At 54.9% G+C, this 16,373-nt stretch carries 17 protein-coding genes; 1 reads left to right on the top strand and 16 read right to left on the bottom strand.

Annotated features, from left to right (window positions below; translation table 11 throughout):
• Window positions 1-189 precede the first annotated feature (189 nt).
• Entirely contained in the window at window positions 190-912 is a 723-nt protein-coding gene (locus IPH75_11980) for a transporter (GenBank protein ID MBK7142786.1), read from the top strand.
• A 167-nt stretch (window positions 913-1,079) separates the two neighbouring features.
• On the opposite strand, the gene IPH75_11975 is transcribed toward IPH75_11980, so the two are convergent.
• From IPH75_11975 to obgE, 16 genes are all read right to left on the bottom strand, one after another.
• A complete protein-coding gene (locus IPH75_11975) occupies window positions 1,080-1,622 on the bottom strand; it encodes a hypothetical protein (GenBank protein ID MBK7142785.1) in 543 nt (180 codons plus the stop codon).
• Window positions 1,623-1,739: 117 nt separating this feature from the next.
• Complete coding sequence (locus IPH75_11970) at window positions 1,740-2,627, bottom strand: hypothetical protein (GenBank protein ID MBK7142784.1); 888 nt, start codon at window positions 2,625-2,627, stop codon at window positions 1,740-1,742.
• Between the two features lie 5 nt (window positions 2,628-2,632).
• Complete coding sequence (locus tag IPH75_11965) at window positions 2,633-3,886, bottom strand: adenosylhomocysteinase (GenBank protein MBK7142783.1); 1,254 nt, start codon at window positions 3,884-3,886, stop codon at window positions 2,633-2,635.
• Between the two features lie 6 nt (window positions 3,887-3,892).
• Window positions 3,893-5,056: a methionine adenosyltransferase gene (locus IPH75_11960; protein MBK7142782.1), complete on the bottom strand. Its 1,164-nt coding sequence runs from the start codon at window positions 5,054-5,056 to the stop codon at window positions 3,893-3,895.
• Between the two features lie 38 nt (window positions 5,057-5,094).
• Window positions 5,095-6,069 (bottom strand): NTP transferase domain-containing protein, encoded by a 975-nt coding sequence (locus tag IPH75_11955; GenBank protein ID MBK7142781.1) that lies wholly within the window; start codon window positions 6,067-6,069, stop codon window positions 5,095-5,097.
• A gap of 94 nt (window positions 6,070-6,163) precedes the next feature.
• On the bottom strand, window positions 6,164-7,237 hold the full coding sequence (locus IPH75_11950) for a hypothetical protein (protein MBK7142780.1): 1,074 nt from the start codon (window positions 7,235-7,237) through the stop codon (window positions 6,164-6,166).
• A gap of 70 nt (window positions 7,238-7,307) precedes the next feature.
• Entirely contained in the window at window positions 7,308-7,943 is a 636-nt protein-coding gene (locus tag IPH75_11945; GenBank protein ID MBK7142779.1) for a hypothetical protein, read from the bottom strand.
• Window positions 7,940-8,776, bottom strand: coding sequence for a hypothetical protein (locus IPH75_11940; protein MBK7142778.1), 837 nt, complete (start codon window positions 8,774-8,776; stop codon window positions 7,940-7,942). The genes IPH75_11945 and IPH75_11940 overlap by 4 nt, the downstream gene beginning before the upstream one ends.
• A gap of 3 nt (window positions 8,777-8,779) precedes the next feature.
• The gene (locus IPH75_11935) at window positions 8,780-9,457 is read right to left on the bottom strand and encodes a hypothetical protein (protein MBK7142777.1); all 678 of its coding nucleotides are present in this window, start codon (window positions 9,455-9,457) and stop codon (window positions 8,780-8,782) included.
• Entirely contained in the window at window positions 9,454-10,326 is an 873-nt protein-coding gene (locus IPH75_11930) for a hypothetical protein (protein MBK7142776.1), read from the bottom strand. The genes IPH75_11935 and IPH75_11930 overlap by 4 nt, the downstream gene beginning before the upstream one ends.
• 194 nt (window positions 10,327-10,520) lie before the next feature.
• Complete coding sequence (locus IPH75_11925; GenBank protein MBK7142775.1) at window positions 10,521-11,588, bottom strand: bifunctional phosphoglucose/phosphomannose isomerase; 1,068 nt, start codon at window positions 11,586-11,588, stop codon at window positions 10,521-10,523.
• Window positions 11,589-11,616: 28 nt separating this feature from the next.
• Window positions 11,617-13,359, bottom strand: a complete 1,743-nt coding sequence (gene ptsP / locus IPH75_11920; GenBank protein ID MBK7142774.1) for a phosphoenolpyruvate--protein phosphotransferase — start codon at window positions 13,357-13,359, stop codon at window positions 11,617-11,619.
• Window positions 13,360-14,022: 663 nt separating this feature from the next.
• Window positions 14,023-14,292: an HPr family phosphocarrier protein gene (locus tag IPH75_11915; protein MBK7142773.1), complete on the bottom strand. Its 270-nt coding sequence runs from the start codon at window positions 14,290-14,292 to the stop codon at window positions 14,023-14,025.
• Window positions 14,289-14,465, bottom strand: coding sequence for a hypothetical protein (locus tag IPH75_11910; GenBank protein ID MBK7142772.1), 177 nt, complete (start codon window positions 14,463-14,465; stop codon window positions 14,289-14,291). Before IPH75_11910 ends, IPH75_11915 begins: the two co-directional genes overlap by 4 nt.
• Window positions 14,450-15,403, bottom strand: a complete 954-nt coding sequence (dprA, locus tag IPH75_11905; protein MBK7142771.1) for a DNA-protecting protein DprA — start codon at window positions 15,401-15,403, stop codon at window positions 14,450-14,452. Before dprA ends, IPH75_11910 begins: the two co-directional genes overlap by 16 nt.
• Window positions 15,369-16,367: a GTPase ObgE gene (gene obgE, locus IPH75_11900; GenBank protein ID MBK7142770.1), complete on the bottom strand. Its 999-nt coding sequence runs from the start codon at window positions 16,365-16,367 to the stop codon at window positions 15,369-15,371. Before obgE ends, dprA begins: the two co-directional genes overlap by 35 nt.
• Between the last annotated feature and the right edge of the window lie 6 nt (window positions 16,368-16,373).

Genomic DNA, 16,373 nt, shown 5'->3' with positions numbered 1-16,373 from the left:
TCCTGTGTTTCGCCGTAATTGCAGCATCACGTACGGGAGTCTGATTCAGGGAGAGAACATCCAATGTTATTACCAGCCAAACAACGCATTGCGACGCTTGTATTGTTAGTATCGTTTGGTCTGACCGCCTGCGCAGTCAGTGCAGACGACACGGCCGGGGAATCCGGGACTAAGAAAGCGATGCGTCCTATGAGCACAGATCGTCCGGACAAAACGGAGTCACCGTTTACGGTGGATGCCGGCCATCTGCAGATAGAGTCTGATCTGGCCACCTTCTCCTGGACAGATATTGGCAACTGCCATCAGCGCGAGGGGGTGGTGCTCGGGATGAACTGCAAGATCGGACTGACTGACCGAATTGACCTGCAAGTTGTGATCCCAACATTTACGGGAGAGTCGGACTGGATCGACGGTGATACGACCTATGGAGGGAGATCGAAATTCCCGAGCCTTAGAGCATTCGGTTCAGTGATGATCCGCTGCAAGGTGAATATCCGCGACAACGACTCATCTGGGCCGGCCATTGCGCTGATGCCCTACTGTGAATTTGGGATCAAAGATCAGAACAGAAGTGACTATGCCGCAGGGATCATCCTGCCGATGGCTGTCTCACTCACCGAAACCTACTCCCTATCCAGCATGGTCGTGGTCGATGAGACCAAGGTGGCCGACCAAAAGACTCAGGCTATGCAACTGTCCGCCAGTCTGGGACACGATCTTTCTGCAAGCTGGGGCGGGTATGTGGAGCTTTTCTCGGAGTTCAGGCAAGGTATCAAACCAAGTGTCACTTTTGATACCGGACTCACACTCGGCGTGTCGTCGAATATGCAGTTTGATTTCGGCATCAATCTGGGGTTGACTGAAACAGCCGCTGACTACAACCCGTTCCTGGGGCTGAGTATTCGGATTTGATTCCTGCGCCCAACCGGGGGGGTATCTTATCTCAGTGCTGTTCGACGGGATAAACGTGTGAGGGGGGATTCAGGCTAACGGGGCTCACCACATTCTGTGCTTATTCATGAACGCATCATGCCGCGCAGGCGGGCATCCAGCATCATTGAATCATCTGCCAGATAAAATCAGAAATAGACGTACGGTTTCAGGTCTGTCCGACCGCTCATTCTTTCCCTGAGGTCTTCGCAAAAGGTTTCGGCATTGCTATCAAGCACTCCGTGTTCAAGCTCCCTGACCAGCAGAATCCCCGGAATCAAGGTCATTTCTTGCCGGACCATGTACCGTCGTGGCGGAGGTAGGTTGCTTGAGAATCGGTAAGCTTTAACTGAACTATGCGCGAAAACCTCCATAGCCTCGCACTGCTTGTCCATGGTTTCGCTTCCCAATAGTAAACCGCCCAACAAGATCATGCCGGCAAGGACAAACGAGAGTGCTGCGATGATCGTACCGGCGACCATAACGGTCGGTCTCAAGAATCGGAAGTTTGTAAGCATCTCTTTGTGCTTTGCCAAAATGTAGATCAAGACGGCAGGGGCCAGCAGTGTCTGGAGCAGGCAGAGGTCATTTGCCCATTGCACAGAAAACCGGATCACAGGGAACTGCCAGTTGAGGAGGATAAGAAGCTCACCCACGAGAATGAAGAGAAGTGTCCGTCCCGGTCGTTTCACGAGTCTCTCGATTTGCCCAAAATCGCTTTCAAGCCATTATATTCAAACAACCATATCCAAACGACAGATAATGCATAAAAGCATCATGCCGCGCAGGCGGGCATCCAGACAGTTTGCTTACATCCCCTTGAGCAGGCTGTCTGCGAGTTTACCCAGATAGCGAATAGGCTCATCTGAAGCTCGAAACAAAGTTCTGAGCGAATCTTGGGACAGCCCGACCATCTGAGTGAGCTTGACGATAGTGCTCTCACGACTCAGCCAAGTACAACTCACGCTGTCCCTTCTGGAAAGCAGATTGTCGTTCATGTCACTCCTTGTACTGGTTTGCCAGACCATCATCTGACTTAAACTTCCAGAACTATCCGGAACAAGTTTGATGAATGACCGTTGGCATGGCATATCATTCATCATAGCACACTCTTCAAGAGTAGCTACGAAGAACTCAGGTTGGAACTCAGGCCATACAAAGGTCAAGTGGTAGGTTGTCACCCCCCAGCCTCCAGCTCCATATCCGGTGGTCAATTCAGCCAGAACTCCATCACCAAATTTAAGTAGCCTGCCATTTCCTACGCTTCCCAGTGAATAGCAGCCGATCTCCTTGGGTTCAAGAGTCGAAACATCGTAACAACAGATCAGGGTTCTTGTGGTTCTATTGCCGAATCCGCGGTCGTCAAATGGGAAGGCGACCAAGGCAATGCGAAATCTGTCTAAAGAAAGCGTATCAAGCACCTTCAGTTTGTAGACCGAAGGGTTGATGTACGAGGTATCCATTGGGTTGATGTGGTCATGGAGAATCATCTGGTTGAGCTTTGACGATGTGAGACTGTCGATCATGGCCTGCGAATTGGCTGATGGGCTTGTAGCCAAAAAACCGAAAAGCGTTAGCAGAATGACTCGCATAATACGCACTCCCCAAAACTCTCTGGATTCCCGCCTGCGCGGAATGATGCGCTTGACAAAATCAAAGGCGGGAGTGGTAAATCCAGAACCCGCCTTGAGATTCAAAAACCCTACGTCCCCATCTCCCAGCTCGCCAGATATTTCTTCTGCTCCGGCGTCAGCCGATCGATCGATACTCCCATCGACTTCAGCTTCAGGCTCGCGATCAGATTATCCAGCTTCTCCGGGACCGCATAAACCCGCTTCTGCAGCTTGGCATGGTTCTGCACCACATATTCCGCCGCAATCGCCTGGTTGGCAAACGACATATCCATCACCATCGCCGGGTGCCCTTCGGCTGCCGCCAGATTGATCAGGCGGCCATCGGCGAGGATATAAACGCAGCGCTTGCCGATCACAAACTCCTCGACATGCGGGCGAACCATCCGGTGCGATTTCGCCGCTTTGGCGATCGCCTTCAGGTCGATCTCAACATTGAAATGGCCGGAATTGCAGATGATCGCACGGTCCTTCATCTTGAGCACATGCTCCAGCCGGATGACATTGATATCACCGGTCACCGTAATAAACAGATCACCCATCGAGGCAGCCTTGGCCATCGGCATCACCATGAAGCCATCCATCGCAGCTTCGATCCCCTTGACGGCATCGATCTCGGTGACGATCACATTCGCCCCAAGTCCCTTGGCGCGACTGGCGACACCCCGCCCGCACCATCCGTAACCGGCGATCACGACCGTTGAGCCGGCGATCAGCATATTAGTGGCACGAATGACGCCATCCAGGGTCGACTGCCCGGTGCCGTATCGATTGTCGAACAGATGTTTTGTTTTCGATTCATTCACCGCGATCACGGGGAAGAGGAGCGCGTTGTTCTGCTCCATCGCCTTGAGGCGGATGACGCCAGTGGTGGTCTCTTCCGTCCCCGCCCAGACCTTCGATGCGAGCGCTTTCTTTTCGGTATGAAGGACCGACACCAGATCGGCGCCGTCATCCATCGTGATATGCGGCTCGATCTCAAGCGCCTGATGAATATGCTTGTAGTAAGTTTTGTGATCTTCGCCGTTGATGGCGAAAGTCGCGATACCGTACTCCGCCACTAAAGCCGCAGCGGTATCATCCTGTGTGGAGAGCGGGTTCGAGGCACACAGCGTCAGATTGGCGCCGCCCGCTTTGAGCGTCCGCATCAGGTTGGCCGTCTCGGTCGTCACATGCAGACAGGCCGCAATATTGACTCCCTTGAGCGGTTTCTCTTTGGCGAAACGCTCGCGGATCAACTCAAGCACCGGCATCGAGCGGTCGGCCCACTCGATCTTTTGCTTCCCCTGAGTTGCTAACTTGATATTCTTGATATCCGATTTGATCATGGCTTAGGCATCCTTGGCGAGGGTTTTAGCGACATCGGTGCGCTCCCAGGTGAACTCTTTTTCATCGCGGCCAAAATGCCCGTAGGCCGCGGTTTTGCGGTAGATCGGTCGAAGCAGGTCGAGCGATTCGATAATGCCGCGCGGCGTCAGATCAAAATGCTTCCGCACCAGTTGCACCAATCGTTTCTCCGGTACTTTGGCGGTACCATCAGTGAAGATCATCAGTGAAACCGGCTGCGCCACGCCGATAGCGTACGCGAGCTGAATATTGCACTTGTCGGCCAAACCTGACGCGACAATGTTTTTCGCGATATACCGCGCCATGTAACATGCCGAACGGTCGACCTTTGTCGGGTCTTTGCCGGAGAATGCGCCGCCGCCATGCGCCGCCATGCCGCCGTAGGTATCCACAATGATCTTACGGCCGGTCATGCCGGTATCCGACTGCGGACCGCCGATCACGAACTTGCCGGTCGGGTTGACATAGTACTTGGTTTTGTTATCGAGCATGTTTTTCGGGATCACCGGCAGGACGACCTTTTCGATCATCTCATCCACCGCCTTCTTGGTGATCTTTTTGCCACTCTTGTCCAGAATGGAAACATCATGCTGCGAAGAGATCACGACGGTGTCGACGCGGGCAGGTTTGCCATCGACATACTCGATCGTCACCTGCGATTTGCCATCGGGACCCAGATAGGGGAGAACCTTCTTTTTACGGACATCCGCCAAACGCTTGGTCAGCTTATGTGCCAGCATGATCGGCATCGGCATCAGTTCTTTCGTTTCGTGGCAGGCATATCCCGCCATCAGACCCTGATCGCCGGCGCCGCCGGTATCAACACCCTGGGCGATATCGGGAGACTGCGAGCCGATCGCATTGAGAATGGCGCAGGTATTGTACGTGAATCCGTGGGATGGCTCGGTGTAGCCGATCTCACGTACCACTTCGCGCACCAGGCGATGAATATCGATATACGTCTTGGTGGTTATTTCGCCGCCGACAATGACCAATCCGACTGAGACAAAGGTCTCACAGGCGACGCGCCCTTTGGTGTCGGATCGAAGGACCTCATCCAGGACGCCATCCGAGATCTGGTCGGCTAGTTTGTCGGGATGTCCTTCCGTGACCGACTCAGACGTGAAGAGGAAATTTCCTCCTGCCATGATTACATACTCCTTATGGTGCTTCGTATACTCACTGCTCAGGTGAAGGCCGTTTCCGACGAATCACCTACATTGACGACCGAACTGACGCCATTCAGCGTCGCATTGCTCCCCACCAGCGAATCATGCAGGATCAGGTTGCGCACAATCGCTTTCGGGCCGATGATCGTATTTTTGATCACCGAATTTTCCACCACCGCATCATCCGAGATCGCAACGTACGGCCCGATCACCGAGGCTGTCACCCTGGCCGAGTCGGCGATAAAGACCGGCGGGATGATCGCACATCCATCTCGACTGACCGTGTTGTGCATCGACTTCAGGAAATGCTGGTTGGTCTCAAGGACCGTTTCCTTTTTGCCGCAGTCGTACCAGCCGGTGACCTCATAGGGGAGAAACTTCGTACCGCCTTTGATCATCCGCTCTAGGGCATCGGTGAATTGCACTTCCCCTTGCGTGGTCAGGCCGGAATCCGAGTTCTCCTTCAGGGCTTTGCGCAGGGTCTGTGATTCGTGGAAATAGTACAGCCCTATCACCGCGAGATTAGTATTGGGATGTTCCGGTTTTTCTTCGAGATGGCTGACCACGCCGTTAGCAACCTCGGCGATCCCGAACCGATGCGGGTCGGCCACCTGCCTCAGACCCAGCACATAGTCACCGGCGGCGATGAACTTCTTTAGGTCGGTTTCGACGATCGTATCTCCCAGGACCACCAACATAGGGCCATCGGCGAGTTGCTGGACCGCCAGATTAATGGCATGTCCGAGACCAAGCAAGCGTTCCTGCCAGACAAAGCGGGCTTTGAATGAGTAATTCGCCTGGATATATGCTTCGATCTCGGCTCCCAGGTAACCAACGACAAAAGCAACCTCTTCAGGTTGCAAGCGTGCGATCGGTTCCAGGACATGGTCGAGGATCGGCCGTCCGGCAACCGGCAGCAAAACCTTTGGGGTGGAGTGCGTGTGCGGACGTAATCTGCTACCGACTCCTGCTACCGGGACAATAACTTTCATCTATCAATCTCCCTGAAATCTGAGGCCAAAGTAGGGTATGGGTAACGGCAAGTAAAGCGCAAAGTGGCGTGGCCGCCGACTGGGTCAACCAGCTTTAACGACTCGAGATGACCGAACCTGGCAGGATATAGATCGGTTCGCCGGTGTCCCGCATCGGGACAAAGTGGGCGCTGTCGGCGGATTTTTCATAGATACCGATCGCCACCTGGCTGGGTGATTCCGGGAATGCGAATCGCCGATAGGCTGGCGCCAATTCGCCCGGTTTCCAGTTCTTGCTCGAAATGGTGGGACGGAAATCTAACGACAATTGCCGAAATCTCCCCGGCGAAACCGGGGCGGTTGTATCAGGGACCGCGATCCGCAAGGCGACCGTATATTCAGCCGTCAGGTTTTCCCGTGGTATGAAATAGAACTCTGCATGATACCAGCCATTTGGCTGGCGGCTGAGCTGGCTCGCCATCAGGTCGATTGGCGGTTCGGCAAAACTGGCCATCGGCTGCCCCGGTCCGCGAAACTTGAACCCAAGGGTTGCCAGGAAACATTTGTCGATCAATGGTAGCTGCTGCGGACCGACCACCTTCATGGCCGCCTCAGCGGCCCGACGGTCCAATATCCGTGGAACCAGAAACTCCTGCGCGAAATCTTGATGAATGGAATCATCCAGCAGGAAATAGCGGAGGATGCGGAGCTGGTCAGTTACAGAAACCGGAACGGCAGTCGGATCGAAACCGGGTGAAACGATCGAATCAGTAATCGCCTTTTCCCAGGTCGAAAACATGGCATTTCGATACTGCAGTCGTTCATCGAGCGGACGGGCGAATGCCGCCAGAATATAGAGTTTCCCTGCCTCACGATACCTGACAACACCAGAGTCGACCAGTTGGTCGGCCCGGTAGCGGAATTTGACCCCGAGTCTTTCGATCAACTGCTGCCACTGTGGATTGTCCAACAGTTCCGGGAATGAGGTGTATAGCTCGCCGAAATTGGTCGTGATCTCGTCGTATGTAGCAAGTTGGCCGGACTCCAACTGATCAAGCATCAGGCAGGCCCGCGCCGGGTATCCTTCCGGATTTGCTTTGGTATTGTAGACCGCTTTGGTAGGATCCTGCCCGCAACCGGCCAGGAGCATAAGCGACGCGATGAGTATGAGGAGTTTGGTCATCCGCATAGTTGCCGTAACATATAGAGTTGTGTTGGTTAGGGCCAGCGATAATTATACCGCGAACCGGGCGGTCCGCCTAGAAAATCTTTGAAAGTGAACCAATCCAGTCGCTATACAGGAAGTAAACCCGCCCGATCAGCAGCGATACACGCCCCATCACCGTGTAGCCAAAGCTCGCCCCGAATGAGATCATGATAAACCAGATCCCAACCCGAGCCGCCCCGCCCAACACACCACGATGTTCCTTCGAGAAATAGAAATAGAGGAGGGTGGTGGTAACGCCGATCACTACGATCGCCGCCAGCACATAGTTCACCTGCCCACCGCTCACCTGGTCCGCAATCGTCCCCCTGATCGCATATAGCACTTTGCCGTGCAGCTCTGCCATGATCGCTATGCCGGCAGTGGTTCCCATAACGAACGCCAGGCCAAACCGCGCCAGCCACGAAAATTTCGGCATCAAACGAGTGAACATCAGGATACCGAGGAACCCTGGGAAGATCAGCCACCACTCGCCCGAGGTCGACATCGGGATCCAGAGCTGCTGATACAAAATGGTATCCATGTATAGTGCGACATAATAGCCAGCCGATAGTCCGGCAAACAGATGCTCTGCGAACCGGTAGACCGGGTTATCCCGATACAGAAACGAAAAGATCGCCAGCGTGAAAAACGCCATGAGCCATATCTGGAATGCTTCCATGAAACTCATGCGCCCTCACCTTTCTTCGCACGGCGCATCATGAAATACCCCAGATTGCCAAAGATGATCATCGCGATCAGAAGAAAGTGAACCAAAGACTGGATCCCCATCCCAATCACCGCCAGCGAAGGCTTGCCCACCAACTGCTCATACTCGGCCGCCCCCTTCATTCCGCCGAGCAGACCGGAAAGCTGACCGGTCCCATAATACGAATATAGCTTGGGCGCCATCACCGAGGTCACTCCGGCAACGATCGTCTTGCCGTATTGAGCATTCACGATCGAGACCCATGTATCAATGATCCCGTTGTCGGCGACAACAAAGATCATCGCGATATCGTCGTAGCTTTTCACCTTTTGCATCAGCGGAAGTTCAGACAGGATGGTCCCCGAGTTGTCGGTCGGGTAGATCATTTCGATCGAGCTTCCCATCCCTTTGAGCACCGAAACGTAGTTGGCGCGATATCCCAGATTCACGAAATCCGTGCCGTACACTTTGCCGTATTGGGTCGCCATTTCGCGCGTTACGCGCTCGGCCAGCGATGGTCCCCCTAACGGAATCGTCGTTACGGTGACGATCTTGCAGTTTTTGCGGAAGAGATGATGCAGTGCCGTACGGGTCATCGGCTCCGTCTCGGCCAGCGCATTCGGCCAGAGATCAAATGTCAGCATCACGACCGATGAGTCCGGGATCGCTTCAACCGTGTCGTATAACTTTTGTGCTTCAGGCGTGGTGCTGATCTTGAACGATACCGGGAAGATCAGCGGGATGATCACCGCCAGCCAGACAAGCGAGTAGACCCATTGACGGGGGATAAGGGTGATGCGCTGCCAGAAACTCAACGCTTATCCTTTCCCCAGGTAAGTCCGCTCGATCCCGAGCAGAATACGGAGCGACATGGAGGCCGCGCCTAATGCCGCGCCAATGATGATCCCGCGCTGCACCGCCATGCTGACACCACCCATGACATAGGTATTGATCGCTTCAGGGAGTGAATCCGAGACCTGTCGCAGCAATGCTTCTCCCATCGGCACGCGCCAGAGCATAACCAGCGAGGCGGTCAGCAAGAGCAAAGTTGCCTCGGTACTGCGAGCGCGGAAAGCGCGATAAGCAGCCGATGCGATATAAAATGCCAGCACCGCAAACATCGTCTGGCTCATCGGCGTGAAGATGTAAATGAACTGGAAATCGTAAATTGAGCCTGCCCCGCGTCCATTCAATCCCACCAAACCGGCTGGCAACCAACTCGACGGGATCAATGCCGGCACCAGCATCGTGAAGACACCGATCACCGTGACCAGGTTGTATCCCCATCCGGCCTTACGTCGCATCACACTTTGCAGATTCAGTCGTGTGATGGAGATCGCACCCAGCAGGAAAGTGAACCCGCCGATGATCGAACTCCAGATCAGCAGATCTTCCGAGGCTCTGCCGATCAGGGTATGCTCGGTATCGAAGAAGAACGCGACCAGCATGATCATGCCGGCCACAAACGCTATAAGGATAGGGACTATTGTCTTCATTTCACTTCAAACAACGGAAGGACTTTGTCGGCCTGATCGAAAAAGACCATTGCGACGCCGATAATAATCGCGGCGATGATCAGCACTTTCATCAGGTCCTGGCCTTTGAGACCGCCCAGCAGGATCGGCTCGTGCGACAGGTAGGCCGAGGCTGCATACAGCTCTTCGCCCATCAACGTATAGTCGCAGGCGGCAATAAAGAACGGGATCTGCTCCGGCTGCGCCGTCCCGGCGATCTGGATCGACCCGGCGGCATTGCCGGTCTCCGCCAGAAGCAGCGATTCGGCGAAAAATGCTCCCATGAAGATATTTGCAGCCGGTCTATCGCGCATCATCATCCCGTTGACCGTCGCGGCAAACGCCATCTGATCACCGGCGACATATCGAACGGTATCTTTGTTGTATGCTTCCTGGCGTCCCGCCTGAATGTACGCTTGCTCGACTACTTCCTGGCCGGCCGCCAGCACCAACGGGTATCTGACCGGCACGATTAGCGGCGTCTCATACTGTGCGGTAACCGCAGCCACACGCCCCAAAATCGAGACTCCGGCAATCGTTTCAATCTCATCCAACTCCTGCAGCCCCGGAATGAATAACACCGGTTTCCCCATCTCAGTCGCGCGACCGACCGCCTCTTCTACCGCATCCAGTCCGGCGATCTTCCGGATAAAGAGCGGCTTGCCGGCCTTCGCCCAACGCGTGTAGAGCAAGATGATGACAGAGAATATCAGTACCACGACCAGCGCATTGATCCGCTCGGTCCGGAAGGATGAACCTGACGCAGCTTCTTCCTGGGCCAATACCGCAGTAGCCGTCAATGAAAGGGAGAAAAGTATAAAGATGATCCGAATCAGCGGTCGAAAGGTCACTCTTCGAACTCCGTATGTCTGCAGGTCAAATGCAAATTGGTGTACCTTCCTATAGACTCATCAACCATTATTTCTGTTCACTCAGATTTGAGGAATCAACAGCCCCGAGACCGCTGTTTGCAACTGACCCGGTTGGTTACCGGGTCTCATTTGTGCTGGAAATCTCAACGTCGACCTGGCATGCAGGCTCGACGTTACTTGCTCAACGCCTTCTTCAGGCTCTCGATCGCTTCTACCGGCGTCGGGTCGGTATCGTTCACCACCGCCAGATAGTAAGAGGCAAAGTCACCCAACTGGATCATACTGAACATCCGCTCCAGAGGAGTATCGCCGATCGAGCGAATTTCCAGTACATCCACGCCCTGCTTTTCGATCAACCCCTTCACGATATCCATCCGCTTCTGCACCTTGGGATGATCTCCCTGGTCGCGAATAAGCAGGACTTGCAGATTTTCGGTATGCGGGCCGATCGGGTCGGACCAGGCTACCAATTCGTTATGGTTGAATTCCGGGAAAACGTTATGGAAAGTCATGTTTTTGCCGTTTTCGCAGAACTGACCTTTCCAGCGGATCCCCACCACATCCATCAGGGTCGGACCGGTGTAGACGATCGCCATCTTGGCGAGCAGATGTTCGGCGATATTTTTCGCCATATTGGTTTCGGTCGGAGAATCTTCGATATACCGTTCGCGGAAGGTCTGCATCAGGCGGATCGCCCCGGCGATCTCTTTCGACAACCCCTTCACCATTCCCAATTTCTCGAACAGCATCAGGACCGGCACAAACGAAAAACCAAGCGCGGCCCGCGGCTGCATGCCGCCCGGGATCGTCATCAACGGGATCTCGTTGATCTTGGCGACTTCTTCCAGCATTCCGCCGGTTGTGATCGCCACGATCTGGGCTTTGCGATTCAGCGCATCATCCAGCGCTTCGAGCGTTTCTTCGGTATTGCCACTATAGGAAGAAGCGATCACCAGGGTTTCGTCATCGACGAACTCCGGCAGCTTATAATGACGGTTCACAAAGAAGGGGATCACCAGGCGGTCGGCCAGAAGCGTGCGGACCAGGTCACCGCCGATCGCGGAGCCTCCCATACCGATCACCACCACATTTCGGATTCCGGCGAAATCATTCGCCCGGATATTCCAGCCATCCGCCAGTTTCAGGGCATCGGCCATCTGCTCGGGGAAGTCGAATATCCGGTTGTACATATTCGACGGATCGACCGAGCGTATCGTATCTACATCATCAAGCAATGCCAAATCGCTCTTCCTGTATGCTAAACGTTCACTACTTTTCGAGTGCTTCCCGGAAAGATTCCAGGCGACGTGTGACGGCGGCGGCGGACGGACAGTTCATGACCGACTCCACCAGGTGGCGAGCCACCGCAGTGTCGATCTTACCGACCAACCGGCACAAATCATATATCTTGGCCGGGTTCATGGAGAGCTGCTCCACACCCAAACCGATGAAAAGCGGCAAGGCCAATTGGTCTCCCGCGATTTCGCCGCATATAGATACTGGTTTCCGGTGCTTTTTACAAGCCTCAACCGTCATTTTAATCAGTTGCAGCACAGAGGGGTGGTACGAATTGTACAGGTTGGCGACCCGGGCGTTGGCTCGGTCAGCGGACATCGTATATTGTGTCAAGTCGTTGGTACCAATAGATATAAAATCTACCTTGCGAGCCAGAAGGTCGGCGGTCAACGCCGCTGAAGGAACCTCCACCATTATACCAACCGGTATCTCGGGGTCAAACGGCACCCGCGCCCGCTTTAATTCGAGCATTACCTGCTGGATCAGCTTGCGTGCCCGTTCATATTCGGACAGGTCGGAGATCATCGGGAGCATCACTTTGAGATTTTTGCGCGCCGAGGCTCGCAACATCGCCCGGATCTGCGCCTTGAAGATGTCCGGCATCTCCAGCATGGAACGGATCCCGCGCCACCCGAGCGCCGGATTGTCCTCATGCCCGAATTCGCCATCCTCCTTCATCTTGTCCGAGCCGATATCGTAGGTCCGAAGGATCACTTTGCAGTGTGCGAATGTCTCTGCGATCTGCGCATAGACCTGATACTGCGTCTCTTCGTCCGGGTAATCCCCTTCGCGAAGATACAGGAACTCCGTGCGATAGAGCCCGACACAGATCTTCTTTTCGGCGAGAATCGCGTCAATCGGTCCCGGCAATTCCAGATTTGCCGCGATATGCATCGTGCGGCCATCCGCCGTTTTCGGCGGGATCGTCTCCAACTTCTTGATCTGGGTGATCAGTGCCGGACCCTGACGTTTCCGTAAACGCGTCGCCTCGGCGAAATCCTCTTCGTTCGGATTGATCACCACTATTCCGGTGGAGCCGTCGATGATAATCGGTGCGTCATTCGGGACCAGGTCGGAAATATCCTCGACAATCACCATCGGGATCATCAACGACCGGGCGATCAGTGCCATATGTGAGGTCCGCCCACCTTCGGCGGCGGCGAATCCGGCAGCTTTGCGGTCGCGGAATGTCAGCACCTGCCCTGGCGTAAAGACCTGTGAAACCAGAATGGTGTTGGCGGGAAATTCGATATCTTCATCGCTGGCGCCGGTCCCTAATTTGGAGAGGATCTTCCGCGCGACCGCATCGATCTCCATCGACATCTGGCGCATGTACGGATCATTCGCCTGGCGCAACGGGTGAGTTATCTTCTCGACCAACTGCTTGTAGACAAACCCGGCGCTCCGGCGTTTTGCGACGATCTCTTCTTTGACCTGCTGGATAAAATCGTAATCGGATGCGATCATCATCTGCGCATCGAAGATCTTGGCGATCGGTCCGGATGCTTTTTTGCTGGCGGCATCGCGGAGTTTCCGCACTTCGGCCATGGTGGCGGCGACCGCTTTATCGAGTGAGTCGATCTCCGCCTGACATCGACCGGCAGGGATGATCATCTCGGGAATGCGAATATCATCGGCAAGGATCACACGGGCATGGCCGATGGCGATCCCGGGGGAGGCCGGCACACCCTTAATTAGTTTTCGATTACTCTTCATAGGTCAATCACTTGCGGCTATAGTCTGATATAAGATAGGCAGGTAGGGAAATGATAGGCAAGCGGAATAACTGGGGGGAAGGTCGAGGGGGGAAACGACACACAGCACATCATCGCGAGCCTTGCCCGGCAAAGTAATGCCATCCTTGCGCGGCAGATGTCCCCGTCTGCCCGTCCTTCACTCATCAACATTGCCGAACTTTATTGAAACGTCATCGCGAGCCTTGCCCAGGCAGAACTCGGTCTTCACCACCGCAGAACTTTGAGAGTCCTGCCACGCCTCATTCCGCGCAGGCGGGAATCCATCTTCTCTTGGTCATCGCGAACCCTCACCCGCCTCATCCCAGCGCACGCTGGGATTCCAGACTTTTTCGTGGAGTCCAGCCCAGGTTCAGTCTCGGGGCATGCTTTCGCTGGAATGAGGCAGTAGTTGGAACTGATTGCTTCGTCGCTTCGCTTCTCGCAATGACTTTTTAACAGGGGTCGGGCAGACGAGGACGACTGCCGCGCAAGAAGTCTGGATGCCCTTCAGCGCGGCATGATACGGTGAGGCAATCGCGGATTGGGCGGTAATTGAATGGAGGGGGTTGCTTCGTCGACCGGAGGTGAACGGGCGGTTCAATGTCTAGTGAGTGGCCGGTCTCCTCGCAATGACGTGGTTAGCCTACTCTGATTCGCCGAAGCGGGACTCGATCACCGCAAGGATATCCGTCATCGCCTGCTCTTCATCCGGTCCATCCAACTCGATCAACAGATCCGACCCCATCTCAGCAGCCAGCATCATCACGCCAAGGATCGACTTACCGTTGACCCGCAGACCGTTCTTGGTGAAATGGACTTCGGACTGGAATTTGGAGGCAGTCGTCACCAGCAGTGCCGAGGGACGAGCGTGCAAGCCGAGCTTATTTACTATCTTTGCAGTTTGTGAGATCATACGGTTAGCTCAGATAACATGAACCTCTTACCGGAGAGTTCCTGTACCACCCCTTTTAATTCCAGCGCCAGCATATATTCAAGTACCTCGGAGATCGTCAGATTGGCCGTGCGGGAGAGAATATCGATCTGCACCGGCCCCTCGGCCAACAGCGCGATCATCTTCCGTTCCATATCGGTAAGGTCCAGCAATGACTGAAACCGCCTGGCAGAGACCTTTCCGGCAAGACGGGGAGATCGTCAAACAGATCCTGTATCCCGGTTAGCAATCGCGCCCCTTTTTTGATCAGACTATTGGTCCCCAATGAGGTCAGCGCATCCGGAAAACCCGGGACCGCAAACAGCTCGCGCCCCTGTTCGATTGCATGGTCCGCCGTGATCAGCGCGCCGGATTTGGCGCCCGCCTCGATCACGATGATCGCTTCGGACAGCCCGGAGATGATCCGATTCCGCTCGGGGAAAAATGCCTTGTCCGGACTGGTTCCCGGAAGATACTCCGAGTAGACCGCCCCTTGTTTGGCGATTCGCTCGGCCAACTTTTTGTTGGTCGGCGGATAAACGATATCCAGCGAGGTTCCCCAGACGGCGATCGTTTTTCCACCGGCATCCAGCGCACCAGAATGAGCGGCGGAATCGATCCCTTCGGCCATCCCGGAGACAACAGTGATTCCGGCTCGTGCCAGATCAGCGGCCAATTTGGCGGTGAAGAGTTTGCCGCGCTCCGATGGATGCCGTGTGCCGACTATGCCAACCAGTTTGTCATCTTCGTGGATCGGATCTCCCATGCGGAAGAGGATCGGGGGAGGATCGGGGATGCGCGACAATGCGACCGGGTATCCCAGGATATCAGGGAAGAGAACATCCCACCCAAGCTGAAAAATCCGCGCGGCTGTTGCGCGCGCAGTATTCGGATCGGCCTGCTGCTTGATAGCTGTCGCCAATCCATGCGAAAGGAACGGTACCGCCTCCAGATCATGCACCGAGGCGGCCAGCGCCGCCGAGGGTGACCCGAATTTCTGGATCAGTCGATTATAGCGACCTTTGCCGATACCCGGAACCTGCAGCAGGGTCAGCGAATCAGTCAGCCGTTCTGTTAATTCGTTCTTCGTCAAGTTTCCGCTCGATGGCTAATAAAAAATCGTCGGCCCCTTCACGGGAAACCGCCGACAGGAAAAGATAATCCTTCGGTAGCTTTTTGGAAAATGCTTTTACTTTGGCGGCGGTGGTCGTGTCGGTTTTGGTTATCACCGTCATCGACGGTCTCCCCGGCAATTCCGGATCAAAAGTCGCCAGTTCGTTCTCGAGCAACTCCCGTGTCTTGATAATATCTTCTTCGTTAATGTCAATCACATAGACCAGCAGGCGTGTCCGCTGGATATGCTTGAGAAACTGGATACCGAGTCCCTTCCCCTCGGAGGCACCCTCGATCAGCCCCGGGATATCCGCCATCACAAATGATTTGAACTCGCGGATCTTGACGATCCCCAAATTCGGCACCAGCGTGGTGAATGGATAATCCGCGATCTTCGGTCGTGCGGCAGAGAAGGCCGCCAGAATGGTCGACTTGCCTGCATTCGGCAAACCAACCAGGCCAACATCGGCCAGCAGTTTGAGCTCAAGCGCCAGCTTCCGGTGCTCGCCGGGCGCACCATCCTGCGCTTTGCGCGGTGCCTGATTAACCGCCGATTTGTAGTAGGCATTCCCATGTCCCCCTTTACCCCCTTTGGCGAGGACGACCTGCATTTCCGGGGTATCGAGGTCGGCGATCGTTTCGCCGGTATCGACATCCTTTATAATGGTGCCGACCGGGATGCGCAGAAGAATCGGGTCGCCGGACTTGCCGGTCTTGAGGCCACCGCCGCCGAATCGCCCCTTATCGGCTTTGTAAACCTTGCGATACCGGAAGTCCAGAAGGGTGGTCAAGTTGCTGTCGGCGACTGCGATAACATCGCCCCCCCAACCGCCATCGCCACCGTCCGGGCCACCTTTGGGAATATATTTCTCCTGCCGGAAGGCGATACAGCCATGCCCGCCATCTCCGGCAAACACTTCTATTTCAACATAATCGATGAACATTCGGGG

The sequence above is a fragment of the bacterium genome (assembly GCA_016708025.1).
Classification (GTDB): Bacteria; Zixibacteria; MSB-5A5; order GN15; family FEB-12; genus FEB-12.
This window is presented reverse-complemented; position numbering and strand designations above follow the sequence as displayed.

Coding starts and splice junctions, on each gene's coding strand:
- IPH75_11980 (MBK7142786.1), top strand. CDS start 190: ATGAGCACAGATCGTCCGGACAAAACGGAGTCACCGTTTACGGTGGAT.
- IPH75_11960 (MBK7142782.1), bottom strand. CDS start 5,056: ATGGCAGGAGGAAATTTCCTCTTCACGTCTGAGTCGGTCACGGAAGGA.
- IPH75_11955 (MBK7142781.1), bottom strand. CDS start 6,069: ATGAAAGTTATTGTCCCGGTAGCAGGAGTCGGTAGCAGATTACGTCCG.
- IPH75_11950 (MBK7142780.1), bottom strand. CDS start 7,237: ATGCGGATGACCAAACTCCTCATACTCATCGCGTCGCTTATGCTCCTG.
- IPH75_11945 (MBK7142779.1), bottom strand. CDS start 7,943: ATGAGTTTCATGGAAGCATTCCAGATATGGCTCATGGCGTTTTTCACG.
- IPH75_11935 (MBK7142777.1), bottom strand. CDS start 9,457: ATGAAGACAATAGTCCCTATCCTTATAGCGTTTGTGGCCGGCATGATC.
- ptsP (MBK7142774.1), bottom strand. CDS start 13,359: ATGAAGAGTAATCGAAAACTAATTAAGGGTGTGCCGGCCTCCCCCGGG.
- IPH75_11915 (MBK7142773.1), bottom strand. CDS start 14,292: ATGATCTCACAAACTGCAAAGATAGTAAATAAGCTCGGCTTGCACGCT.
- IPH75_11910 (MBK7142772.1), bottom strand. CDS start 14,465: ATGGAACGGAAGATGATCGCGCTGTTGGCCGAGGGGCCGGTGCAGATC.
- obgE (MBK7142770.1), bottom strand. CDS start 16,367: ATGTTCATCGATTATGTTGAAATAGAAGTGTTTGCCGGAGATGGCGGG.